The sequence below is a fragment of the Streptomyces sp. NBC_01520 genome, from assembly GCF_045040375.1.
In the GTDB taxonomy this organism is placed as follows: Bacteria; Actinomycetota; Actinomycetes; order Streptomycetales; family Streptomycetaceae; genus Streptomyces.
Map to the genome: position 1 here is coordinate 2,954,951 of NZ_CP109404.1, position 21,754 is coordinate 2,976,704.

Here is a 21,754-nt window from a genome sequence, read left to right on the forward strand (position 1 = left end):
TTCGTTCCGGGCTCTGCTGCGCGCAGGTTGTGCGGTCTAGACCAAGTCCCAGATTATTGACGCGACATAGACATGTCCAGACCAATGTGGGAACCGTTTCGTGCCGTCGCCGCCCGGCCCCCGAGGACCTTCAGGCCCCTTCCCCGCCGCTGCGACCGGTGTAGAAGGCCACGGTCAGGTCCCTCACCAGGGCCTTGTGCTCGTAGTCGTCGAGCTCGACGATGCCGCGCGCGGTCAGCCGGCCGACCGTGTCGTCGACCGCGTCGACCACGGAGGTCAGTACCCCGTCCCGGTGCTTGGCGTCGATGGCCGCCACCCGCAGCCGCTGCATCGCCGCCGCGACCTCGGGGGCGTACTCGATCCCGGTCGGCTGCGCGGAGTAGACCTCGACCCCCACCGGCGCGCAGTCCGCCTTCAGCATCCGGGTCAGCGCGTCGCCGACGGTCTCGGCGTCGCGCAGGGTGCGGGTGTCCTCGTGGAAGGCGTCGGCGGGCAGCTGCGAGAGCACCCGCGCCAGTGCCGCCTCCACCTGGTCGCGCAGATACTGCTCGTGGTCCGCGACGCCGAGCGTGGCCCGCGCCGTGTCCCTGACCCGCCAGACGACGAGGACGACGACGCGCAGGGCGGTGCCGCTCGCGTCCACGGCGGGCAGCGGCTCGCTGCGCCAGTGCCGCAGCCGTACGTCCACGTGCCGGCGCAGCAGGAGCGGGGAGACCCAGAGCAGGCCGGTGCGCCGGACACTGCCCCGGTAGTCGCCGAAGAGCGTGAGGACCGAGGCGTACCCGACCCGTCCGCGTCCGATGCCGCCGAGCGCGAGGAGCACCACGACCGCGAGCAGCGCGAGTGGTGCCCAGGCCTCGACGCCGAGGCCGCCGTACGGGCGCGGGCCGAGCCCGAGCCGCCCGGTCACGGAGGCGGGCAGGGCGCCGTGCCATCCCAGCACCGCGAGCCCCGCGGCCGTGGCGGCCGCCGCGGTGAGCAGCGCGGCCCAGCCGGGCAGGACGGGTCCGGGCCGCTCGGTGAGCCGGGGGTCGGCGAGGGGCGCGGGCCGGGTGGGCGTCCGCTGCGCCCGGGGCATGGGCGGCCGCCGGACGGCGGGCCGCCGTTCCGGGCCGCCGGGACCGGTGGCCCCGTCGCCGTGCCCGTGAGGGCGGTCGTGGTTGTCGTCGTCGCGGAAGAGCAGGTGTACGGGGATGGGGGCGGTGGTCTCGTTGGCGATGACGGGCTGCCGGCGCCCGGTCTCCCACCACGCGACCGGGTCGCCGACGGAGACGGTGACCGCGGCGTGCGCCCCGGCGTCCGGCTGCCCGCCGTCCGGCTGCCCGGCGTCCGGGTCCGGGTCCGGGTCCGGCGGGAACACCGGGGCAGCGGTTGCCCGGCCGACCGCGGCCACGGCGTCCACCACGTCGAGGTCCAGGTCCAGGCGCAGGTCCACCGGGTCGTCCGCGCCGACGTTCACGGACCGCCGCACCAGGCCGTGCGCGCCCTCGTCGGAGTCCGCCGTCACCTCCTCGGCCGCGCGCGGGTCCGTCCCGGTTTCCGCGTCCGGGGCCCGCGCCTTCCCGAGGTCGACGCCACCTCCCCCGGACCAGGCGTCCGGCTCCGGCCCCGACTCCCACTGCAGCGAGAGGGAGGGCAGGAGCGGGGTCGGGGGAGGCGGCGTCTCGCCGGACTCCTCCGACGGCACCGCGTCGACCGGGACCGGGACCGGCGCATCGACCGCACCGCCCGGCCCGGCACCCCACTCGTCCCGCCTGTCCGGGCCGTCCTGCTCGCCCCGTACGCCCCACCCGTCCGGCCCGTCCCACTCGTCCCGCTGGTTCTCCGTGGATCGCATTCCCGCCTCCGTCATGTCCGTTCCGTCACCACAGCCGTCACGCGAAGAGCCGGCGCCATGTCTCCGGCCCCGGGTATCCGTCCGCCGCACCTCCGCGCCAGCCCTGGGCCCGCTGGAAGGCTTCGACATTGCGGCGGTCCGCCTCCGTCCACCGCGGGCCGGGACCCGTCACGTAGTGCTTGCCGTATCCCTTCTTCACCAACTGGGCGCCGAGCCTTTGGACATGGCTGTTGGACTGGCCCGGCTTGAAGACGCCCTTCCCCGGGTACGCCGGGCTCTCGGCTCCGCCCGCCCCGCCGGCCGGGATATTCCGTCCGGTGCCCTTGACCAGCAGGCTCCAGGTGTCGGGGCCGGGGATGCCGTCCGCCTCCTTGCCCCGCCACCCCTGAGCCAGCTGGAACGCCTGTGTCGCACGCTTGTCCGCGGCGGTCCAGCGCGGCCCCGCGCCCGTCGTGTAGAAGCGTTTGCCGCCCCGCGCGATGAGCAGCTTCCCGAGCCGGGTCACGTGCGCGTTGTTCGCGCCGAAACCGAATTTCCCCGCTCCCGGGAACGCCGTGGCCGACCCGCTGCCGCCCGTGCCGCTGACGAGGCCGTTGTAGCGGTACGCCACGTACTTGGAGGAGTTGCTCCAGTAGGCCATGGGTGTCGTCGCCGCGCGCGTGTTCGGGCGGGTCTGCTCGTAGGCGAGGTAGTGACTGTGCGTGTGGTCGGTCCAGCCGCCGAAGATCGTGACGTGCGACCCCACCGCCGGGTCCGCCAGGTTGTGGAAGAGCAGCATGTCGCCGGGCTGCAGATCCGCCCGTGCGATCTTCGTCCCGTACGCGGCGAGACTGCCGGTCCACTCGTTGCTGCCGAGGTTCCACGCCATCGACACATAGCCGGAGCAGTCCTGCCGGTATCCGTCCGACCAGTACGTCGACATGCTGTAGGGCACCTTCGCGGACACCCATTTCTTGGCGCGGTTGATGATGTCGGCCCGGGTCGTCGTGCGCGGTGCCGCGCCCGGGGCGGCGGGCGGCCCGGAGGCTCCGCCGCTGCCCAGGGGCCCGACGGCACCCTGCGGATGGGCCGGCTGCGGGTCGGCGGCGGTGTCCGCCCGGGCGCCCCGGCCGGCCGCGACGGCGGCGGCCTCGGCCGCCCCGCAGGACAGGACCACCCCCGCCGCGGTGACCAGCACCAGTGCCCGCCGCGCACCGTGGGCGGCCGGATGCCCTCCGTACCGGACGGGCAGCGCGGCGGCCGTGCGCCGCAGTCGGCGGCGGGCTCGTACTCCTCGAAGACCGGCACGGTCATGCGACTCCTCTTCCCCTCGGCAGTCGTCAAGAACTTTCGTATCTCAACTTTCCCGACATATCCCATGGTGGCGGACCAAAGGTAAAAAACGACCATCCGACAGGCCGGGCCCGGAGGGAATTGGTTGGGAGCACCCCTGACCATCGGGTAAAGTTCTCCAGGTCAGCAGGCGCCGTTAGCTCAGTTGGTTAGAGCAGCTGACTCTTAATCAGCGGGTCCGGGGTTCGAGTCCCTGACGGCGCACGCAACAGCAAGGCCCCCTCACCGAGCGTGAGGGGGCCTTGCTCGTGTACGTACCGGCACGCACGCCACCCCGGAAACGCGCACACCCCGGCACCGAGGCACCTCCGGGGCACCTCCGATCACTCCCGTACGCCCCTTCACGGGAGTCTCCCAAATCGTGCGTATGACTGGTTAACAGCCCGCTTCACCCGTGCGATCACCCCACAGATCGGAAAATCTGACCTGGTGCTCCACTCCAGGAGGTCCACGGATCCCTGAGTCCGCGGGGTGGGGCCCCGCACACGAGCCGCTACGCAGAGGCCCCGCAGACATCCTGACTGCGGGGGGATGACCATGACGTCGACGCCGTCCGGCGACCGGCGGCACGACGTACCTGACCGGACCGTGCGGCTGCGGTTACCGCCGCGGCCGCGCACGGGGAATCGCGGCGGGGTGCGGCCAAGGCGCTGCCGGGTGACGACTACGAGCACTACAGCCGGCTCGCGGGACCGCCGACCCGGCCCGATCCGGACCGTCCGTACCGGGTCGGCCACCGCTCGCCCCTCTCGGACCCCGTCCGAGGGCACCTGGGTGGAGATCCCGTAGTAGCCCCGTTGCGGGCCCCGTTGCGGGCCCCGTTGCCGAGTCCGGCGAGGGGTCCGGGGAGGGGCCTGGGGAGGAGTCCGGCGAGGGGGCCGGGGAGGGGGCCGGGGAGGGCCGTTACTTCGTGGCGCGGGCCAGGTCGAGCGCGTACTCCGGATACCAGTCCCCGGCCTTCGGCCCGCCCTTGCATTCGCCGTCGGACTCCCCCGGCCGCTTGATCCACAGGTAGGCGTCGACCAGTTCGTCGCCGGTGTCCGTCGTCGGTTCCTCGCCCAGTGCCCGCCCCGGCGGGTTGCACCAGTTCTCCGCGGGGTCGCCCCCGGCGTAGGGCCCGTTGCCGTTGCGGCTCGTGTCGATCACGAAGGGCTTGCCGCCCGTCTTCGCCGACAGTCGCCAGCCGAAGTCCGTACTGGCCGCCGTCGTCTCGAAGTTGGACACGTTGACCGCGAAGCCGTCCGCCTCACCGATGCCCGCCCGCCGCAACGGTTCGAACAGTGCGTCGGGCGTCTGCCATCCCGCGTTGCCCGCGTCCATGTACACCGTGGCGTTCGGCAGCCGCTTCAGCCGCTGGACCGCGTCCTTCAGCAGGTCGTACCGCTCCTCGTGGAACTCCTGGGGCGTGCATCCGTCCACCAGGTGCAGCAGCGCGTCCGGTTCGAGGATCACCGTGGCGCGACGGTCGCCGATGCCCTGGGCGACGTTCTCCAGCCAGGTCCGGTACGCGTCGCCGTCCGCCGCCCCGCCCTTGGAGAACTGGCCGCAGTCCCGGTGCGGGATGTTGTAGAGGACCAGCAGCGCGTCCCGGCCGACGGCCTCCGCCGCCTCGGTGAAGCCCTGTGCGGCGCCCTGCGGATCGTCCGGTCCGATCCACTCGCCGACCGGCTGCTCGGCGATCTTCCGGATCAGGTCGGCGTCGGCCTTCTCGCCGTCGCGCGTGTAGGCGGCGACCTGCCTCGCGGCGTTCCCGTCGGGGTTGACCCAGTACGGGTCGCCGCGCCCGGGCTGCTGGCCGACCGCCGGCGCGTCCTTCTCCCCGCCTCCGTCACCGTCGAAGGAGCATCCGGCGAGGAGCAGGGCGGCCCCGATCCCGGCCGCCGCGCGCGTCATCGACCCGGTATGACTGCCGTACATCCATTCCCCCTCGTACCGACGCACCACCGGTCGAAATCCATCCTGGCACAGCGGTCCGGGCGGGGACCGTTCCGCCCGGATCCGGACATCTTGCCAAGAACTCTCTGGGCCGCACCGTCGGTCCGCCCTAGAGTGTGCCTTCGTGTCAGGGCGACCACTCGACCTCCCGTGCCGTGCCGGGCTACTCCCGCAGCCCGTACATCGCGGTCGAGGACCGGCCCGGCCGGCGGCTCCGAGGGGGAGCGGACTTCCGGCCGGGCCAGGTGTCAGACGGAGTTCTTCCCGCCGCTCTTCTCGCCCGTCAGATAGGCGGAGACGACGACGTTCGCCGTGTACGCCCGGGACTTGTGGTCGTACGTACCGCCGCAGGTGATGAGCCGGAGTTCGGCCCGCCCGTCCTTCCGGGGGCCGTACGCCTTCTGCGCGTCGAAGCGTTCCCGGGTGAATACCTGGACGTCGTCGATGGTGAACTCGGCGATCGTGCCGTCGGACCGGCTCACCCGGACCTTCTCGCCGGGCTGTGCCGCACTGAGCCCGTAGAACACGGCCGGTTTCGTCTCCGTGTCGACGTGGCCGACGAAGAGCGCGGCGCCCTCCGTGCCGGGTTCGGTGCCGCTGCCGTACCAGCCGACGGTTCCCGGCTTCGCGTACGGCGGCGGCTCGATGGCCCCCTCGGAGTCCAGACCGCGCGGGACGACGGGCGCCTCGATCCCGATCGAGGGGATCTCGACGCGCTCCGGCGCGGCCCCGTCGAGCGGGTCGTGCGCCGGGGGCAGCGGTACGCCCAGGGGGCGTCCGACCGCCGCGACGTCGCCGGTCGTCGGGGCCGAGTTGCCGCCGGTGGCCTCGCGGCCCCACAGCCACAGTCCCAGCAGGAGGACGGCCCAGGCGACTCCGGTCAGCAGCCGCCCGGTTCCGGCGGGGCGGTCCGGGGCCGGCATGTCAGTCCAGTGCCGAGCGGCGGCGGCGCGCGCTGCGGAGCGCGACGGCGACGGCCGCGACGGCACCCAGGGCCAGTCCGATCACCGCGTGCTCGGTGCCGGGGCCGGTCCGCTCCGCGGAGGCGGTGGTGGCGGCCCGGTCCGCGGCGAGGGTGGCGGTGCCTCCGCCACCGGCCCGGACGGGGGCGACGGGCGAGGGGCGGCTGTGGTGGACGACGGTGACCGTGCCGGTGGCCCGGCCGTGGCCGTCCTTGCAGGTCACCCAGATCTCGTAGTCGTCGGGGGCCGCGTCGGAGCGGATCCGGGCCTCGGCGTAGAGGCCTTTGCCGTCGGCGGGGGCGAAGCGCGCTTCGGAGACGAAGGCTTCGGAATTCCCCCTGGCCGACTTGCCCTTGCCGCAGACATCGACCCGGAGTTCCACCTCCCCGCCGGGCGAGACGCGGGAAGGGCTGACCGAGACCGATCCCGAACCCTTCCTGTCGGATTCGGAATCGGCCAGTGCGGCGGACGCGGGAAGGGCTATGGTCGCGGCCGCCACTGCGGCACAGAACGTGAGGGGCAGTGAACGCATCGTAAACCTCCTGAAAGGAAGGTTCACGCGCCCGGGGAGCCACCGCACGTGCTGACGGCTGTTCGGGTGAGGGCCGGGAGCACTACTCCACGGGCAGGTCCACGAGGTCGACCAGGTCGGCGATCGAGTCGACGACCGTGGACGGCCGGAAGGGATAGCGGTCCATGTCGGCGGTCGTGGTGAGGCCCGTGAGGACGAGGAACGTCTGCATTCCGGCCTCCAGTCCGGCGAGCACGTCCGTGTCCATCCTGTCGCCGATCATGGCGGAGGTCTCGGAGTGGGCCCCGATGGCGTTCAGCCCGGTCCGCATCATCAGCGGGTTGGGCTTGCCGGCGAAGTACGGGGACTTGCCGGTGGCCTTGGTGATCAGCGCGGCGACGGAGCCGGTGGCGGGCAGCGGTCCCTCGGCGGACGGGCCGGTCTCGTCCGGGTTGGTGCAGATGAAGCGGGCGCCGCCGTTGATCAGCCGGATGGCCTTGGTGAGCGCCTCGAAGCTGTACGTACGCGTCTCGCCGAGGACGACGTAGTCGGGCTCGTGGTCGGTGAGGACGTAGCCGATGTCGTGCAGGGCGGTGGTGAGCCCGGCCTCGCCGATGACGTAGGCCGTGCCGCGCGGCCGCTGGTCGTCCAGGAACTGGGCGGTGGCCAGGGCGGAGGTCCAGATGTTCTCCACGGGCACGTCCAGGCCCATGCGCTTCAGGCGCGCGTGCAGGTCCCGGGCCGTGTAGATGGAGTTGTTGGTGAGGACCAGGAACGGCAGACCGGAGTCCCGCAGCCGCTTGATGAAGGCGTCGGCCCCGGGGATCGGGGTGCCTTCGTGGATGAGGACCCCGTCCATGTCGGTCAGCCAGGATTCGATCGGCTTGCGCTCTGCCATGTTGACGGGCTCCTGCCGTACGCACTGTGCACTCGGGGTGCCGGACGCCGGCGGCACCGCGTTGTGCAGCGCCGACGCCCTGATTTTAGGCTGCCCGCCCATCCGGACGGAACCGCCCGGTCACCGGCGGCCGATCTTCACCGGCCCGTCGGCACTACACGCTTCGGGCATCGGCACGACGGTGCTTCGGGCAGGTCAGTCGCGTACCCGGCGGATCCTCCGCGCCCCGGCCAGTGCGGCCACCCCGCCGAGGAGGAGTGCACCGGCCGTGAGCCCGGCCCCGGCCGTCCTGTCCTGGCCGGTGCGGGCCAGCTCGGGGAGGGGGTTGCCCGCCGCGTCACGGCGGGGGGCGTCCGTCCCCGTGCCGGTGTCCCCGGCCTCCTCGGTCCGGGGCTCCACGTCGGTGCCGCCGTCGGCGTTCCCCTCGACGACGGCGAAGGTGTAGTCGGCCGACTCCCCCACCCAGTCCCCGTCGCCGCCGCGCTTCGCCTCCCCGGACAGCCGCTGGACGACGGCCGCGTTGGCCGTGACCGGGCCCGGTTCGGTGTCCGAGGTGAAGGCCATCCGGACCTGGACGGTGACCGTGTCCCCCGCCTGGACGGTGAAGCCGGGGAAGTCGTCGTCCTCGCCGCTGCCGAACACCCCGATCTGCTCGTGCCGTTCGGTGGTCTCCCAGGTCGCGCGGTGCCGGGTGTCCGGGTCGGAGCCCTCGGAGAACTCCAGCTGGATCTGGGAGGGGGTGAGCGTGCGCTCCCGGTCGGTGAGCACCAGTACGGGGTGGATGGCGCGGCACGTCTCGGCCGTGGTGTTGGTCAGGTCGAGGTACCAGGTGCCGTATCCGCCGCCGGGGGCGTAGGTGTCGGGGCCGCCGTGGATCCGGGTCTCGATCGGGAAGTCCGCGGCGTCCGGTTCGCCGCAGGCGGGCTGCCGGACGCCGACGGCGGAGGCGGGGGCATCCGGTGCGGCACTCGCCTGGGTGCCGCCGAGGAGGACCGCGGGTACGGCGAATCCGGCCGCGAGGCCGAACGTCCCGAGGGTGGAGAAGACACGGCCGTCGCGCAGTCGTGCCGAGGGCTTGGGGGGCATGGGGGGACACCTCTTCGCTGCTCGCGAACGACCGGCACGGGGGGTGCCGGATGCCGCGGACGACGCTGCCACGCGGGCAGGGGGGATGCCACCACCCGGCGGGGAACTCCGCCCGTTCGGGCGGAGAAGTCCGCCCGAACAGCCGCGTCCGGGCCGTCGACCGAGCCGTCCCTCGCCCGTCCGGTCCGCTCGGAGCGGAGGCCGGGCCCGCCACCGCCCTCCCCGGTCCGCGTCCGGGCCGTCGACCGTGCCCCGCTCGGTCCGCGTCCGGGCCGTCGACCGAGCCCGGCCAAGCCCCGCCCTGCCCGTGTCGGAGCCGAGGCCAAGCCCGCCCTGCCCCGTTCGGTCCGTGTCGGAACCCGGCCGATCCCGGCCACCGCCCCGCCCCGCCCTGCCCGGTCCGCGTCCGGGCCGTCGACCGAGCCCGGCCCTGACGCGGCTGTTCGGGTCCGGGCGGCCGAGGGCGAACCCGACCTGCCCCGTTCGGTCCGTGTCGGAGCCGAGCCCGCCCTCGCCCCGCTCAGTCCTGTTCGCCGCCCTCGCCCGCCCGGCCGAAGACCGGTGCCAGGACCAACTGGGCAGCGCCCTCGGCGACCGGGCGGTCGCCGCCGCCCGCGACGGTGACCGGCACGGGGGCGCCGGTGCCGTCCCGGCGGGCGCGCTCCTCGATCACGGCGCGCACACCGCCGACGTACGCGTCCTCGTCGGCGGCGACCGTACGGCCGCCGAGGACCAGCCGGTCGATGTCCAGCAGCCCGACGAGGTTGGCGGCGCCCGTCCCGAGGACCCTGGCCGCCTCCGCGATGTCGCCGCGGGCGGCGGCGGCCAGGCAGAGCGCCTCGATGCAGCCGCGCCCTCCGCAGCCGCACGGCGGGCCGTCCAGCTGGAGGGTCTGGTGGCCGAACTCTCCGGCGCCGGTACGGGCTCCGCGGTGCAGGGTGCCGCCGAGGACGAGCCCGGCGCCGAGGCCGGTGCCCAGGTGGAGGTACGCGAAGTCGGCCTCGCCGCACTCCCGCAGGGCGAGGCCGAGGGTCGCCGCGTTGGTGTCCTTGTCGACGACGACGGGCAGCCCGGTGGCCTCGGCGAGGGCGTCCCGCAGCGGGTAGCCGTCCCACTGCGGGAAGCCGGTGACCCGGTGGAGCACCCCGCTGCGGTGGTCCAGCGGTCCGGGCAGTGCGACGCCCACGCCGAGGACCCGGTGGTCCTCGGTCCGGGGGGCGGCGGCCCGTACCGTCTGCACCGCGTGGGCCGCCGTCGCGACGACCTCGGCGGCCGGGGCGCCGAGGTCGAGCGGGGCTGCCCGGGTCACGACGGGGGTGCCGGCGAGGTCGGCCAGGACGGCGGTCAGCTCGTCGCGGTCCAGGTGGAGCCCGACCGCGTATCCGGCGTCCGGGACGAGGCGCAGCACGGTGCGGGGCTTGCCTCCCGTGGAGGCGAGCCGGCCGGCCTCGGCGGCGAGGCCCTCGGCCCGCAGCCGGGTGGTGATCTTGCTGACGGCCTGCGGGGTGAGTCCGGTGCGCTCGGCGAGCTCCAGCCGGCTGATCCCCCGCTCGCCGGCCGCCCGGAGCAGGTCGAGCACGAGCGAGGCGTTGTGGTGGCGCAGGGCAGGCAGGTTCGCCCCGCCGCCGCTCCAGCTGTTGCTCCTGTTCACCACACCATTGTCTCCATCGCTTGCACTTTGGCAACAGCGTTGCTTAAGTGGTTGGCATGACTGCCAACTCTCCTCTTCGCGTCGGGCTCGTCGGCTACGGCCTGGCGGGCTCCGTATTCCACGCCCCGCTGATCTCGGCGACCGAGGGCCTCGTCCTCGACACGGTCGTCACGTCGAACGAGGAGCGGCGGGCGCAGGCCCGCGCCGAGTTCCCCGACGTGCGCTTCGCGGACTCGCCCGACGAACTCCTCGCGCGCGCGGACGAGCTGGACCTGGTCGTGATCGCCTCACCGAACAGGACCCATGTCCCGATCGCGAAGGCCGCGCTGCGGGCCGGACTGCCGGTGGTCGTGGACAAGCCGCTGGCCGGTACGGCCGCCGGGGCGCGCGAGCTGGCCGCGCTGGCGGACGAGCGGGGGCTGCTGCTGTCGGTCTTCCAGAACCGCCGGTGGGACAACGACTTCCTGACGCTGGCCCGTCTCGTCGAGGACGGCGAGCTCGGCGACGTACTGCGCTTCGAGTCCCGTTTCGAGCGGTGGCGGCCGGAGCTCAAGGGCGGCTGGCGCGAGTCGGGCGACCCGGAGGAGATCGGCGGCCTGCTGTACGACCTGGGCAGCCATGTCGTCGACCAGGCGCTCACCCTGTTCGGCCCCGCGGTCCAGGTGTACGCGGAGTCCGACGTACGCCGTCCCGGTGCGGCTGCCGACGACGACACCTTCATCGCGATCACGCACACGAACGGGGTCCGTTCGCATCTGTACGCCAGTGCCACCACGGCCCAGCTCGGCCCGCGCTTCCGGGTGCTCGGCTCGAAGGCGGGCTATGTGAAGTACGGCCTGGACCCGCAGGAGGCCGTCCTGCGCGAGGGCGGACGGCCGGCGGCCGGCACGCCCTGGGGCGAGGAGCCGAAGGAGCTGTGGGGGCGCCTCGGCGCCGGTGAGTCGCCGCTGACCGGTGGCGGCGACCCGGTCCGCACGCTGCCGGGCGACTACCCGGCGTACTACGCGGCCGTGGCCGCCGCCCTGCGCGGCACGGGCGGGAACCCGGTGACGGCCCTGCAGGCCGCCGCAGCGCTGGACGTCCTGGAGGCCGCGCGCCGCTCGGCCCGCGAAGGTGTGTCCGTCACCCTTCTTCCGCACCACGACGAGGAGGAGCGGGCATGAGCCCCATCGCTCCGACCATCTCCGAGCTGATCGCGCAGGAGCGGCGCCTGACGCTGCCTCACTTCAGCTACGACGACGCATACGCGCTGGGCGGTCTGCTGGTCGCGCTGGCCCGTGACCGGCACGCCCCGGTCGCGATCGACATCCGGCGTGGCGCGCAGCAGCTGTTCCATGCCGCGCTGCCCGGTTCGAGCGCGGACAACGACGCCTGGATCGACCGCAAGCGCAAGGTCGTGGAGCGGTACGGCGAGAGTTCCTACCTGGTCGGCACGCGCTTCCGGGCGAAGGGCACCACCTTCGAGGAGTCCTCCCGTCTGGACCCGGACGCGTATGCGGCGCACGGCGGTTCGTTCCCGATCGCGGTGGAGGGGGCGGGAGTGATCGGCACGGTCACCGTGTCGGGCCTTCCCCAGGCGGAGGACCACGCGCTGGTGGTCGAGGCCCTGGAGCAGTTCGCGACGCGCCGCCCGTCCTGACCGGGCACCGTCACGTACGGCGGCCGCGGTCTGCCGTGCGGCGTGATTCCCCGCGCCGTACGGCGGTCGGGGACACGGCCGGACAGGGTCCGGCGGGTGCTTTCCCTTACGCGTCCTTGAGCTCCTGGCGCTGCCGCCCCAGCCCTTCGATCTCCAGCTCGACGACGTCACCGGCCCGCAGGTACGGCTTCGGTTCGGGGTGGCCCATGGCCACCCCGGCCGGCGTACCCGTGTTGATCACGTCGCCGGGGTAGAGCGTCATGAAGTGGCTGAGGTAGCGCACGACCTCTCCCACCGGGAAGATCTGGTCGGCCGTCGTGCCGTCCTGCTTCAGTTCGCCGTTGACCCACAGCTTCAGCGGCAGCGCCTGCGGGTCCAGCACCTCGTCCGCCGTCACAAGCCACGGGCCCAGCGGGTTGAACGTCTCGCAGTTCTTGCCCTTGTCCCAGGTGCCGCCCCGCTCCAGCTGGAACTCCCGCTCGGAGACGTCGTGCGCCGTCGCGTATCCGGCGACGTGTCCGAGCGCCTCCTCGGCGGATTCCAGGTAGCGGGCGGTGCGGCCGATGACGACCGCGAGCTCGACCTCCCAGTCGGTCTTACGGCTGCCGCGCGGCACCAGCACGGTGTCCTCGGGGCCCACGACCGTGTCGGGGGCCTTGAAGAACAGGATCGGCTCCTGGGGGATCGCCGCCCCGGTCTCGGCCGCGTGGTCGTGGTAGTTCAGTCCGATGCACACGATCTTGCCGATCCGGGCGACCGGCGGCCCGATCCGCAGCCCGTCCGCGTCGATCGGCGGCAGCACGTCGGGTGTCTGCGCCGCCTCCCGCACGCGGGCCAGTGCCGACGCGTCGGCGAGCAGGTCACCGTCGATATCGGTGACGAGGCCCGAGAGGTCACGCAAGGTCTCGTTACGGTCAAGCAGCGCAGGGCGCTCCGCGCCCGCCGTACCGACTCGAAGCAGCTTCAACGGTCCATCTCCCCTTGGTCGAGATCGAGCCCGTCGGTGGGTTGCGGCCAGCGAAAGGCTTGGTCGATCGTCCAAGACATCGGATCACTCCGCAAGACCTTGTTCACCTACTGGACCAGCTCGCCATGTGGCCGGCCGAGGGGTGACGCCATGCCCGCAGGGCCGTCCGGGTGAGGAGGAACGGTTTCTCCTGCGGCCGTTGGAGTGGTGGTGCGCATCGCACCACCACGAGTCGGGGCAGCGTGGGACCGAACCCGCCCCCTTCCTCCAGAGGACTGTTCCATGCGCCTTCGCCACACCGTCGTCGCCGCTCTCGGCGCCCTCGCCCTCGTAGGCACCCTTCCGACCGCGGCCTCCGCCGCCTCGGGCCAGTTCAGGTACACGTACGGGACCGACGAGGGCTACGAGGCGGTCGGCTTCCTCAGCGACCCGCCGAGCGGCGTGTGCGTCAACCTCCCCGGCGCCGGCTCCGACGAACTGCCGCCCGCGTACGCCCCGAAGAACCTGACGGACGCGTCGGCCACGGTCTTCCTCTCCGCCGACTGCGAGGGCGACATCTACTACACGCTGCGTCCCGGCGGCGGCGCCTCGGACCGCCTGAAGGTCCGCTCCGTGGTCTTCAGCTGACCGCGCCCGCCCCGGTACGGGCCGGCGCGGCCGGCAACCGGGGCGGGGCCGGGCCCTCCCATGCGCCACACCTTCAGAGTGCGGGCGCCAGGGCGGCGTCCGTGGCCGGGGTGTCCCGGTAGAGGTAGGCCCGCTCGATCGCGGTCCAGGTGGTGCTGGTGACGATGTACAGCGCCGCGGCCAGCGGCACGAAGGCCACGGAGAAGAGCGTGAGGAAGGACATCAGCGGCATGACCTTCGTCATCGCCCCCATGCCGGGCACCGGCTGTCCGTCCGGGCCGGTGGCCGGGGTCACCGGGTTCGCCGCCATCTGACGCTTCGTGCGGCCGTAGTTGAACGTGGCGACGGCGGCGACGATCACGAAGAGCCCCAGGTAGACCAGGCCCTGCGCGCCGAACGGCCCGCCGTCGGCCAGCGCGTCGTGCCAGCGCTCGCCGAGCGGGGCCGAGAACAGCTCGTGGCCGAGCAGCGAGTTGGGTTCGCCGCCGATCCTCTGGCTGGAGAACAGGTGGTAGAGCAGGAAGAAGGCCGGCATCTGGAGCAGGCTGGGCAGGCACCCGGAGAGCGGCGAGACCTTCTCCTTCGCGTGCAGCTCCATGAGCGCCTTCTGCATCCGCTCGGGGTTCTTGCCGTGCTTCCTGCGCAGCTCGGCGATCTGCGGCTGGAGCTTGGTGCGGGCCTTCTGCCCGCGTGCCGCAGCCCGCGACAGGGGGTGCACGGCGAGCCGTACGAGGGCGGTGAACAGGACGATCGCGGCGGCCGTGGACGCGGTCTGGAAGAACGGCTGGAGCAGATCGGCCAGCGAGCCGACCAGGCTCGCGAAGGCGGACATGAAAGCGGACATGGGTGAGCCCTCCGGGGGTCTCGTCGTGCCGGGATGAGTGGAACTCGGCAGGACGACCCGCGCGGGGAGTACGAAGAGGTGCTGGTCCCTACGCGGCCGTCAGGAGGACGGATCCGGGCGCTCGGGGCCTGGTGCGGCCCTTGGCGTCGGGGTCGCGCTGGGGCAGGAACGCGGTGCGCTTCTCGCGGTCGCGCATGGCGGTCCGCACCCTGGTGCGGGGCACGGGGGCCGCGCAGCGGGCGCTGATGACGGAGCAGACGAGGAGCGCCGATCCGGCGGCCGCGGTGGCGGCGAGGGCTACGGCGGCGGAGAGGCTGCCGCCCTCGGCGAGCAGGACCTCGGTGAGGAACAGGACGAGGAACGCGGCGGGGCGGAGCACGGGCCGGAGCAGCTGGGAGACTCCGCGGCGTACACGGTCCGTGCCGCTCATCGGTGCCCCCCTTCGTGGTGTGCGGCGCGTACGCGCCTGCGATATGTCCTTCAGCCGTTATACACGATCGGTCTCCAGCGGCTGGAGGAGTCGATGGGGGGCGAGCAGCGCCCGGGCGACCGGATCGGCCGGGTCGGGGTCCAGTCCGGGGCCGGGCCGCACCTCCACGTCCTCGGGCGGTACGCCGATCCCGCAGGCCGGGCACTCGCCGTAGGCGCCCAGTTCGGTACCGCACGGGGCGTGGATGAAGATCCGCACGGGCAGGGCGCCGGGAACGCGTTCGCGGCCCCAGAGGCCGAGCGAGCGCAGGGTGGGCCAGAGGGCCTTGCCGCTGTCGGTGAGGACGTACTCGTCGCGCGGGGGCGCGTCCTGGTAGCGGCGCCTGGCCAGCACCCCGGCCTCGGTGAGGGCCTGCAGCCGGGCGGCCAGCACGGCGCGCGGGATGCCGAGGTGGCCGAGGAAGTCGTTGTACCGGCGCACCCCGAAGAAGGCGTCGCGCACCACCAGCAGGGTCCAGCGCTCGCCGATCACCTCAAGTGCGCGGGCGATCGAACACTGCTGGTTCGCGTAGTCCTTGCCGAGAGCCATGCGACCACTTTACCCGACTAGGTTCATTGAATGAACTGACCATGCTAGCGTTGCCGCGTCCAGTGAGTTCATTCACCGAACCCGCCGTGCGGAGCCCGAGGCCGGACCCGGGTCCGGAACCCGGACCGGGTCGAGCCCCGGAGTGACGTCATGACCCAGCAGTCCGCACGGACCGGAGCCGCGCCTTCCCTGCGCACACCACCCGGCCCGACCGGCCGCGCGCACCGCCCCGGCGCGACCCTCGCCGTGACCAGCGCCGCCACGACCGTCGCGCTGATGAACTACACCGCGCCGATGACGACGCTCCCCGACATCTCCGCCTCGCTCGGCACCCCGGCCGCTGCCCAGGCCTGGCTGCTCAACGGCACCCCGCTGGGCCTCGCCGTCCTCCTTCTGGTGGCGGGCAGCCTCGCCGACGACTTCGGCCGCCGCAGGCTCTTCCTCATAGGCACCCTGGGCCTCGGCGTCACCACCACACTCGGCGCGCTCGCCACCTCCACGCTCGGCTTCACCCTCGCCCGGGTCGGCCAGGGCACGGCGAGTGCGGCGATCCTGGCCACCAGCCTCGGCCTGCTGGTCGGCGCGTACCCGGCCGGTCACGCGCGGGTCAGGGCGATGGGCGTGTGGGGGGCGTTCGTGAGTGCCGGGATCGCGCTCGGCCCGCTGCTCGCGAGCTCGCTCGGCACCGTCGACTGGCGGCTGACGTACGTCGCCCTGGGGCTCGGCGCCCTCGTCACGGCCGGCTTCGCCTTCCGGGTGCTCACCGAGTCCCGGGCACCCCGGGCCGGGCGCCCGGACCTGGCGGGCGCCGCCGTGCTCGGCCTGGCGATGACCGCGCTGCTGACCGCCCTGACGCTGGGCCGCGAGGGCTTGCTGCGCGCACCCGTGGGCCTGTTGCTGCTGGCGGCGCTCGCCCTGTCCGCGGTGTTCGCCGCGGTGGAGCGCCGGGCGGCGGCGCCGCTGATCGACCTTGCGCTGTTCCGCAGCCGCGCGTTCCTCGTGTCGGCGGCGGGCGGGCTGTTCACGGGGCTCGCGGTCATCGGCCTGTTCAGCTATCTGCCGACGCTGCTCCAGCACGCGCTCTCCTTCTCCGCGCTCGACTCGGCGTGGCTGTTCCTGCTCTGGTCCGGTACGTCGTTCGTCACGGCCCTCCAGTCGCGCCGGCTGGCGGGCCGGGTTGCGGCCCGCCACCAGCTGGCGGCCGGATTCCTGCTGCACGGGCTGGCGGTGCTCCCGCTGCTGGGCACGCTCACCGGCGACTCCGGGGGCGCGAGCGTGTCGGTGTGGCTGCGCCTGGTGCCGGCACTGATCGTCGCCGGTATCGGCAGCGGCCTGCTCAACGCGGCGCTGCCGCGCCTCGCGGTCGAGTCCGTACCCCCGGAGCGCGCCGCCATGGGTTCGGGCGCGAACAACACGGCCCGCTACCTCGGCTCCTCGGCCGGTGTCGCCGTCACCATCGCGGTGGCGACGACGCCGTCGGGCGCGGACGCGGCGGTGCTGGTGTCGGTGGGGCTGGCCCTGGCGGCCACGGTGGGCGTCCTGTTCCTGCGGGAGCGCTGACCGGGAGCCCGCCGCACTGTCCCCACGGAGCTCCGGCCTCCCCCGTGCGGAGCTCCGGCCCCACCCGCCCCGTGCGGGTGCGGGCCGTTCTCCCGACGGTCCTGTGGCCTCCACCACCGCTCCACCCCGCGCTCTCTCACCTCGCCCCCGTGCCGCAGTACGGTGTGTTTCATGCGCCCCGACACGCCTGCCGACCACACCACCGAAGCCGAGCGCCTGCTGCGCACCGCGGCGCAGTATCCCGAGGACCATGAACCGCTGTTCCTCCAGGCCGCGGCCCATCTGGAGCTCGCCGGAGACCGCGCCCGCGCCACCACGCTCTACGACGAACTGCTCGGATCCCCCGAAAAGACCGTCGAGAACCCGCACCTGGTCAAAGCGCTCAAAGCGGCCAATCTCTGGGAGTACGGCCACGAGGCGGAGGCCCGTGCGATCATCGACGGCCTCCGCGCCGCGGCCCCGCTCGACGCAGCCCCGTGGGAGATCGCCGCGGAGACCCTGGAAGGCCATGACGAGCTGGAGTCGGCCCACGACTTCTTCTCGACGGCTCTGACACTCCTCCTGACACCGGGCGAGGAAGTCCCGTACGCCACCCAGTCGTTGCTGATCGGACGGCACCGGGTGCGCAGGCTTCTCGGCGTCGGCCACGACGCGTGGGACGAGCTCGCCGACACCCTGCACACGGCCGCCGTCCCCCTCGACGAGCTGCACGACCCGAAGCGTCTGTGGTCGCTGGGCTCGTCGGATCCGGGCGAGTTGCAGGCGGAGATCACGCGCCTGCGCGCCGAACTGGGCACGTACCGTACGGCGTTGTCCCGCCCGTTCCCGGTGGCGGTGCTGCACTGGCCCGAGGGTGAGCTGCGCGAACTCCTCACCGCGTACCCGGAGTTGAATCAGGAGTACACCGGCCACGCGGACCATCTGGCGCGCCTGGAGGCGGCGTTGCGGGACCTGCACGCCACGGGCACCCCGAATCTGGGCATCGTCACGGGCACGGTCCCCTCCTACGAGGCGTTCGCCGCGTCGGAGGCCGCGTCCCCCTCGGACCCGGACCTGCTCCCCCAGTACGCCACCACCCTGGCGGCCCGCGGCCGTGCCGTCCCGTGGCCGCCGGCGCGCAGTGCGGCGTGCTGGTGCGGCTCGGGGCGCGCGTACCGGGAGTGCCACGGGGGCGCGTAGGGGGCTGCCCGGAGCCCCGGCCCGCACCAGCCTGTCCGCCCCGCCCGATCCGCCCCGTCTGACCGGAGAATCCGGCGGGGGCGGATCGGACGCGCATCGCCGTTCACTTTCGGGAGCGCCCGCAGTCATAAGCGCAACAGGGCTCGACCTGACCTGACAGCCGTCCGGTGATGACGAACGACAACAGACAGGACGCGACGACATGGCCGAACCGGTAAAGGGCCCCGCGAGCTACTTCCCGTCGATCGAGAAGAAGCACGGCCGCCCGATCGCGGAGTGGAAGGACCTCATCCGCGCCTCGCCCCTGACCAAGCACATGGAGCTGGTCTCCTGGCTCAAGACGGAACACGGCCTGGGGCACGGCCACGCCAACGCCCTGGTCGCGCACACGCTCGCCGAGTAGGGCGTCGGGGTCAAGGACGACCGCCTGTCTCGTGTCCGTCACGATTCCGGCACCGGCCGGGGCGCGGGAGTGATCCACGCCAAGGTGGACCCGTGGAGATCGCGGAGCTGGTGCTGAAGTACGTCGAGGCCCTCGTCTGGCCGCTGGTCACCGTGGCGCTGGCCTGGGGCCTTCGCGCGCACATCAAGGAAGCCATCGGGCGCCTGACACGGCTCGAAACACCGGCGGGAAGCCTGGAGTTCGCCCAGCAGGCCCGCGAACTCCTGGACGAGGCACAGCGGCTGACGGACCCTCGGTCGCGTCGGCCGGACGGGGCGGGTCTCGCCCCGCCTGATCCCGCACCGCTGCCGGAACCGGTCCCGGCCTCGCTCCCCGAACCCGTCCACGTACCACTGCCGGAGCCGGACCCCGCACCGGTGACGGACACGGACGTACCCCCGCCGCCGGAGTTCCCGCCGGGCGGGGAGCCGGGCTCCGGGCAGCCGCAGCCCGACCCCGGGCCGCCGACGCCCCGCTGGGTGTACGGGGACGGGCCCCCGTCCGCAACCCGGGGGGCTCCGAGTCCGTGGGCGGTCGCGGGCGACGAGCGTCGTGGGTCGATGCGCATGCTGCCCCGCGGCCGCGAGGAACACGTCCTGCCGGAGGAACTGTTCACGGATGCCACGGCCATGGCATCCGCCTCCCCCGTCGGAGCCGTGATCACCGCGTGGACCACGCTCGGACACCTCGGTGCGGGCATCCTGAGGCAATACGGCGTCCCGGTGGACCGGAGCAGATTCGGCGCCCACGACATCCCGCGGTTGCTGGACGGCCTCACCGTGGTGGGCATGCCGAGGCGCATCGACGAGGTGCTGTCCGGACTCCGCCGGCTGCGTGACATCGCTGTGCACCGGCCGGAGTCGGTCACGCCCGAGGCGGCCCGGGACTTCGTGGACAGCTGCCGGCAGGTCGCCGCGGAGCTGCGGCTGTACGTACCGGCCTTCCCCCACGGCCCGTCGAGCCGTAGGAGCCGGACCCCGTCGCCCGGCGATGTCGGTGGCCGCGCCTAGTCTGCGCACATGACCGAGACGACCGGCACCGACGACGACCGCCGCTTCCCGCCCGCGCTGACCGAGGTGGCCCGGACGGAGTTCCCCTACGAGGACGACCACAGCATCGACTTCGAGCCGTACGAGGCCTTCGCCTCCGCCGGGACGACCACCGACTGGTTCCGCCACTGGACCGGTAACCACGAGCTCGACGGCTCCGCCTACCGCGTCTTCGGCCAGGACGGCACGGGCGGCCTCGCCGCCCTGTGGCTCGCCCGCCCCGGACTGCCGCTCGTCGACCAGCCGGTGGTGTTCATGGGCTCGGAGGGGCAGAACGGCGTGGTGGCGGGCAGCCTCTCCGACTTCCTGTGGGTCCTGGCCGACGGCCTCGGCCCGTGCGAGGTCGTCGTGCTGGAGGACGACACGTCATACCCCGACACCGCCCTGCCCGCCCTGGCCGAAATCGCCGCCCGCCACGCGACGACCCCGCGCCGGCCGGCCCGGGAGATCATCGCGGAGGCGCAGGCGGAGTTCCCGACGTTCGACGAGGACCTCGAGAAGCTGTGCCGGTGAGTCCGCGGGCCTACGCCGGATCAGCGTGCTGATGCCGGTGAGTCCGCGGGCGGGCACGCCGGCTCAGCGTGCTGATGCCGTCGGACGGCTGGGGTCCGGGGCCGCCGGTGCGGCGGGGGTCCGCCCGGCCGCACCTCGCAGGAAGCCGACGGAGAGGAGACCGGCTCCGGCCATGACCACGGCCGCGCCGACCGCCGCGATGCCCAGCCCGTGGGTGAAGGCGTCACGCGCGGCCGAGAGCACGGTGTCCGCCGTCGCGGCCGGCAGTCCGACCGCGACCGCTGCCGCGCCGCCCAGGGTTTCGCGTACCGCGTCGGCCTGCGGCAATCCGGCAGGCAGGGCGTCGGCCATGTCCCGGCTGTAGACCGCGGCGCCGATCGAGCCGAGGATCGCCATGCCCAGGGCTCCGCCCAGCTCCTGGCCCGACTCCAGCACGGCCGCCGCCGATCCGGCACGCTCCGGCGGGGCGGCGCCCAGGGCGAGTTCGTTGGCGAGGGTCATGGCGGCGACCAGTCCGCCCGCGTAGACGGCTCCGCCGAGGAGGACGAACCACAGGGGCGAGTCGGTGCGCAGCTGCGAAAGCCAGAGGAATCCGCAGGCGGCGACGAGGAATCCGCCGCCCATCACGTACGCCCGGTCGATCCGCTGGGCGAGCGCGGCCCCGGTCGGCGCCATGAGGGCGACACCGGCGGCCGGTACGAGGCTCCACAGCGCCGCGGTGAGCGGGCTCTGGCCGAGCACGGACTGCAGGTACTGGGTGAAGAAGACGGCCATGCCGACGGTGGCGAACATCGCGAGCAGATTGGCGAGCACCGGCCCGCCGAAGGCCCGCCGTCCGAGCAGGCCGAGGTCGATCAGCGGGTGGTCGACGCGCCTCTGGCGGCGTACGAAGACGAGGCCGAGCACCAGCCCGGCGGCGATGCAGAGCGCCGGCAAAGGTTCGTAGCCGTGCCGGGCCCACTCCTTGATGCCGTGGACGACCGCGAGGAGGGCGCCGAGCGAGAGCACGGCGCCGATCAGGTCGAAGCGGCCACGGACCGTGTGCGCGGTCTCGGGCACCAGGACGGGCACCAGCACGAGGAGCAGCACCATGGCGGGCAGGTTGATGAGGAACACCGAGCCCCACCAGAAGTGTTCGAGCAGCAGTCCGCTGACGACGGGCCCCAGCGAGATCCCCGTGGTCATGACGCCCGTCCAGAGGGTCACCGCCTTCCCGCGCTGCTTGGCGTCGTGGAAGAGACTGCGGATCAGGGCGAGGGTCGAGGGCATCAGCGCGGCCCCGCCGAGTCCCAGCAACGCACGTACGCCGATGAGCAGTTCGGCGGAGTGCGCGTACGCCGCCGCCACCGAGGCCGCACCGAAGACGGCGGCTCCCGCCAGGACCAGCGTGCGCCGCCCGATCCGGTCGCCGAGGGCGCCCATGACGATGAGCAGGCCGGCGAGCACGAAGCCGTACATGTCCAGGATCCACAACTGCTGTGTGGCGCTGGGCTCCAGATCCTCGCTGATGTACGGGATCGCGAAGTAGAGGACGGACACGTCCATCGAGACGAGGAGCAGCGGCAGCATCAGGACGCCGAGGGCGGTCCATTCCTTGCGGCCCGCGCGGGGACCGGGTGTGTTCTCCATGACCGGTACGGAACCGGGCCGCCACGTACACCGCAAACAGCTGCCTAGTGCACCCGCCGAAATCACTTGCTGAAG

General features: G+C 73.1%; 20 protein-coding genes, 1 tRNA gene and 1 pseudogene. 9 read left to right on the top strand and 13 right to left on the bottom strand.

Annotation, left to right across the window (positions count from 1 at the left end; genetic code table 11):
* Window positions 1-130: 130 nt before the first annotated feature.
* Together OG524_RS13335 and OG524_RS13340 are read right to left on the bottom strand one after the other, a co-directional pair.
* The gene (locus tag OG524_RS13335; protein ID WP_405810339.1) at window positions 131-1,837 is read right to left on the bottom strand and encodes an SPFH domain-containing protein; all 1,707 of its coding nucleotides are present in this window, start codon (window positions 1,835-1,837) and stop codon (window positions 131-133) included.
* Window positions 1,838-1,874: 37 nt separating this feature from the next.
* A pseudogene (locus tag OG524_RS13340) lies at window positions 1,875-3,130 on the bottom strand (peptidoglycan-binding protein).
* A 169-nt stretch (window positions 3,131-3,299) separates the two neighbouring features.
* On the opposite strand from OG524_RS13340, the gene OG524_RS13345 reads away from it, so the two are divergent.
* A tRNA-Lys gene (locus tag OG524_RS13345) sits at window positions 3,300-3,373 on the top strand.
* 699 nt (window positions 3,374-4,072) lie between these two features.
* Here the strand turns inward: OG524_RS13345 and OG524_RS13350 are convergent.
* The 6 genes from OG524_RS13350 to OG524_RS13375 all read right to left on the bottom strand — a co-directional run bounded on the left by OG524_RS13350 (window position 4,073) and on the right by OG524_RS13375 (window position 10,212).
* Window positions 4,073-5,086, bottom strand: coding sequence for a glycoside hydrolase family 6 protein (locus OG524_RS13350; protein WP_405390612.1), 1,014 nt, complete (start codon window positions 5,084-5,086; stop codon window positions 4,073-4,075).
* Between the two features lie 266 nt (window positions 5,087-5,352).
* Entirely contained in the window at window positions 5,353-6,027 is a 675-nt protein-coding gene (locus tag OG524_RS13355) for a class F sortase (RefSeq protein WP_405390611.1), read from the bottom strand.
* Window position 6,028: 1 nt separating this feature from the next.
* The gene (locus OG524_RS13360) at window positions 6,029-6,598 is read right to left on the bottom strand and encodes a hypothetical protein (protein ID WP_405810342.1); all 570 of its coding nucleotides are present in this window, start codon (window positions 6,596-6,598) and stop codon (window positions 6,029-6,031) included.
* An 82-nt stretch (window positions 6,599-6,680) separates the two neighbouring features.
* Window positions 6,681-7,475, bottom strand: coding sequence for an HAD-IIA family hydrolase (locus OG524_RS13365; RefSeq protein ID WP_361884762.1), 795 nt, complete (start codon window positions 7,473-7,475; stop codon window positions 6,681-6,683).
* Between the two features lie 195 nt (window positions 7,476-7,670).
* Window positions 7,671-8,561 carry a hypothetical protein gene (locus tag OG524_RS13370; RefSeq protein WP_405390608.1) on the bottom strand — a complete coding sequence of 297 codons (891 nt, stop codon included), beginning with the start codon at window positions 8,559-8,561 and terminating at the stop codon, window positions 7,671-7,673.
* A gap of 520 nt (window positions 8,562-9,081) precedes the next feature.
* A complete protein-coding gene (locus tag OG524_RS13375; protein WP_405390607.1) occupies window positions 9,082-10,212 on the bottom strand; it encodes an ROK family protein in 1,131 nt (376 codons plus the stop codon).
* A 56-nt stretch (window positions 10,213-10,268) separates the two neighbouring features.
* On the opposite strand from OG524_RS13375, the gene OG524_RS13380 reads away from it, so the two are divergent.
* Both OG524_RS13380 and OG524_RS13385 read left to right on the top strand, forming a co-directional pair.
* On the top strand, window positions 10,269-11,375 hold the full coding sequence (locus OG524_RS13380; RefSeq protein WP_405810344.1) for a Gfo/Idh/MocA family oxidoreductase: 1,107 nt from the start codon (window positions 10,269-10,271) through the stop codon (window positions 11,373-11,375).
* Window positions 11,372-11,851: a heme-degrading domain-containing protein gene (locus tag OG524_RS13385; protein WP_405390605.1), complete on the top strand. Its 480-nt coding sequence runs from the start codon at window positions 11,372-11,374 to the stop codon at window positions 11,849-11,851. The genes OG524_RS13380 and OG524_RS13385 overlap by 4 nt, the downstream gene beginning before the upstream one ends.
* A gap of 106 nt (window positions 11,852-11,957) precedes the next feature.
* On the opposite strand, the gene OG524_RS13390 is transcribed toward OG524_RS13385, so the two are convergent.
* On the bottom strand, window positions 11,958-12,818 hold the full coding sequence (locus OG524_RS13390; RefSeq protein WP_405390604.1) for a fumarylacetoacetate hydrolase family protein: 861 nt from the start codon (window positions 12,816-12,818) through the stop codon (window positions 11,958-11,960).
* 282 nt (window positions 12,819-13,100) lie between these two features.
* Between OG524_RS13390 and OG524_RS13395 the strand changes: the two genes are divergently transcribed.
* Complete coding sequence (locus OG524_RS13395) at window positions 13,101-13,445, top strand: hypothetical protein (RefSeq protein WP_405390603.1); 345 nt, start codon at window positions 13,101-13,103, stop codon at window positions 13,443-13,445.
* 73 nt (window positions 13,446-13,518) lie between these two features.
* Here OG524_RS13395 and OG524_RS13400 read toward each other — a convergent pair whose 3' ends face one another.
* From OG524_RS13400 to OG524_RS13410, 3 genes are all read right to left on the bottom strand, one after another.
* Window positions 13,519-14,289 carry a YidC/Oxa1 family membrane protein insertase gene (locus tag OG524_RS13400; protein ID WP_405390601.1) on the bottom strand — a complete coding sequence of 257 codons (771 nt, stop codon included), beginning with the start codon at window positions 14,287-14,289 and terminating at the stop codon, window positions 13,519-13,521.
* Between the two features lie 88 nt (window positions 14,290-14,377).
* Window positions 14,378-14,719, bottom strand: coding sequence for a DUF6412 domain-containing protein (locus OG524_RS13405; RefSeq protein WP_405390600.1), 342 nt, complete (start codon window positions 14,717-14,719; stop codon window positions 14,378-14,380).
* Between the two features lie 57 nt (window positions 14,720-14,776).
* Window positions 14,777-15,307, bottom strand: coding sequence for a winged helix-turn-helix transcriptional regulator (locus OG524_RS13410; protein ID WP_405390599.1), 531 nt, complete (start codon window positions 15,305-15,307; stop codon window positions 14,777-14,779).
* A 150-nt stretch (window positions 15,308-15,457) separates the two neighbouring features.
* Between OG524_RS13410 and OG524_RS13415 the strand changes: the two genes are divergently transcribed.
* The 5 genes from OG524_RS13415 to OG524_RS13435 all read left to right on the top strand — a co-directional run bounded on the left by OG524_RS13415 (window position 15,458) and on the right by OG524_RS13435 (window position 20,050).
* Entirely contained in the window at window positions 15,458-16,867 is a 1,410-nt protein-coding gene (locus tag OG524_RS13415; protein WP_405810348.1) for an MFS transporter, read from the top strand.
* 171 nt (window positions 16,868-17,038) lie between these two features.
* Window positions 17,039-18,046: an SEC-C metal-binding domain-containing protein gene (locus tag OG524_RS13420; protein WP_405810350.1), complete on the top strand. Its 1,008-nt coding sequence runs from the start codon at window positions 17,039-17,041 to the stop codon at window positions 18,044-18,046.
* Window positions 18,047-18,248: 202 nt separating this feature from the next.
* On the top strand, window positions 18,249-18,449 hold the full coding sequence (locus OG524_RS13425) for a DUF4287 domain-containing protein (protein ID WP_405390596.1): 201 nt from the start codon (window positions 18,249-18,251) through the stop codon (window positions 18,447-18,449).
* Window positions 18,450-18,541: 92 nt separating this feature from the next.
* Window positions 18,542-19,498, top strand: a complete 957-nt coding sequence (locus OG524_RS13430) for a hypothetical protein (RefSeq protein ID WP_405810353.1) — start codon at window positions 18,542-18,544, stop codon at window positions 19,496-19,498.
* Between the two features lie 9 nt (window positions 19,499-19,507).
* Complete coding sequence (locus OG524_RS13435; protein WP_405390594.1) at window positions 19,508-20,050, top strand: SMI1/KNR4 family protein; 543 nt, start codon at window positions 19,508-19,510, stop codon at window positions 20,048-20,050.
* Window positions 20,051-20,113: 63 nt separating this feature from the next.
* Here OG524_RS13435 and OG524_RS13440 read toward each other — a convergent pair whose 3' ends face one another.
* Window positions 20,114-21,679 (bottom strand): MFS transporter, encoded by a 1,566-nt coding sequence (locus OG524_RS13440; protein ID WP_405390593.1) that lies wholly within the window; start codon window positions 21,677-21,679, stop codon window positions 20,114-20,116.
* Between the last annotated feature and the right edge of the window lie 75 nt (window positions 21,680-21,754).

Excerpts from the sequence above, each read along its gene's own strand:
- OG524_RS13405 (WP_405390600.1), bottom strand. The coding sequence starts at position 14,719 with ATGAGCGGCACGGACCGTGTACGCCGCGGAGTCTCCCAGCTGCTCCGG.
- OG524_RS13400 (WP_405390601.1), bottom strand. The coding sequence starts at position 14,289 with ATGTCCGCTTTCATGTCCGCCTTCGCGAGCCTGGTCGGCTCGCTGGCC.
- OG524_RS13420 (WP_405810350.1), top strand. The coding sequence starts at position 17,039 with ATGCGCCCCGACACGCCTGCCGACCACACCACCGAAGCCGAGCGCCTG.
- OG524_RS13415 (WP_405810348.1), top strand. The coding sequence starts at position 15,458 with ATGACCCAGCAGTCCGCACGGACCGGAGCCGCGCCTTCCCTGCGCACA.
- OG524_RS13360 (WP_405810342.1), bottom strand. The coding sequence starts at position 6,598 with ATGCGTTCACTGCCCCTCACGTTCTGTGCCGCAGTGGCGGCCGCGACC.
- OG524_RS13335 (WP_405810339.1), bottom strand. The coding sequence starts at position 1,837 with ATGCGATCCACGGAGAACCAGCGGGACGAGTGGGACGGGCCGGACGGG.
- OG524_RS13440 (WP_405390593.1), bottom strand. The coding sequence starts at position 21,679 with ATGGAGAACACACCCGGTCCCCGCGCGGGCCGCAAGGAATGGACCGCC.
- OG524_RS13355 (WP_405390611.1), bottom strand. The coding sequence starts at position 6,027 with ATGCCGGCCCCGGACCGCCCCGCCGGAACCGGGCGGCTGCTGACCGGA.
- OG524_RS13410 (WP_405390599.1), bottom strand. The coding sequence starts at position 15,307 with ATGGCTCTCGGCAAGGACTACGCGAACCAGCAGTGTTCGATCGCCCGC.
- OG524_RS13435 (WP_405390594.1), top strand. The coding sequence starts at position 19,508 with ATGACCGAGACGACCGGCACCGACGACGACCGCCGCTTCCCGCCCGCG.
- OG524_RS13350 (WP_405390612.1), bottom strand. The coding sequence starts at position 5,086 with ATGTACGGCAGTCATACCGGGTCGATGACGCGCGCGGCGGCCGGGATC.
- OG524_RS13365 (WP_361884762.1), bottom strand. The coding sequence starts at position 7,475 with ATGGCAGAGCGCAAGCCGATCGAATCCTGGCTGACCGACATGGACGGG.
- OG524_RS13385 (WP_405390605.1), top strand. The coding sequence starts at position 11,372 with ATGAGCCCCATCGCTCCGACCATCTCCGAGCTGATCGCGCAGGAGCGG.
- OG524_RS13395 (WP_405390603.1), top strand. The coding sequence starts at position 13,101 with ATGCGCCTTCGCCACACCGTCGTCGCCGCTCTCGGCGCCCTCGCCCTC.
- OG524_RS13425 (WP_405390596.1), top strand. The coding sequence starts at position 18,249 with ATGGCCGAACCGGTAAAGGGCCCCGCGAGCTACTTCCCGTCGATCGAG.
- OG524_RS13380 (WP_405810344.1), top strand. The coding sequence starts at position 10,269 with ATGACTGCCAACTCTCCTCTTCGCGTCGGGCTCGTCGGCTACGGCCTG.
- OG524_RS13370 (WP_405390608.1), bottom strand. The coding sequence starts at position 8,561 with ATGCCCCCCAAGCCCTCGGCACGACTGCGCGACGGCCGTGTCTTCTCC.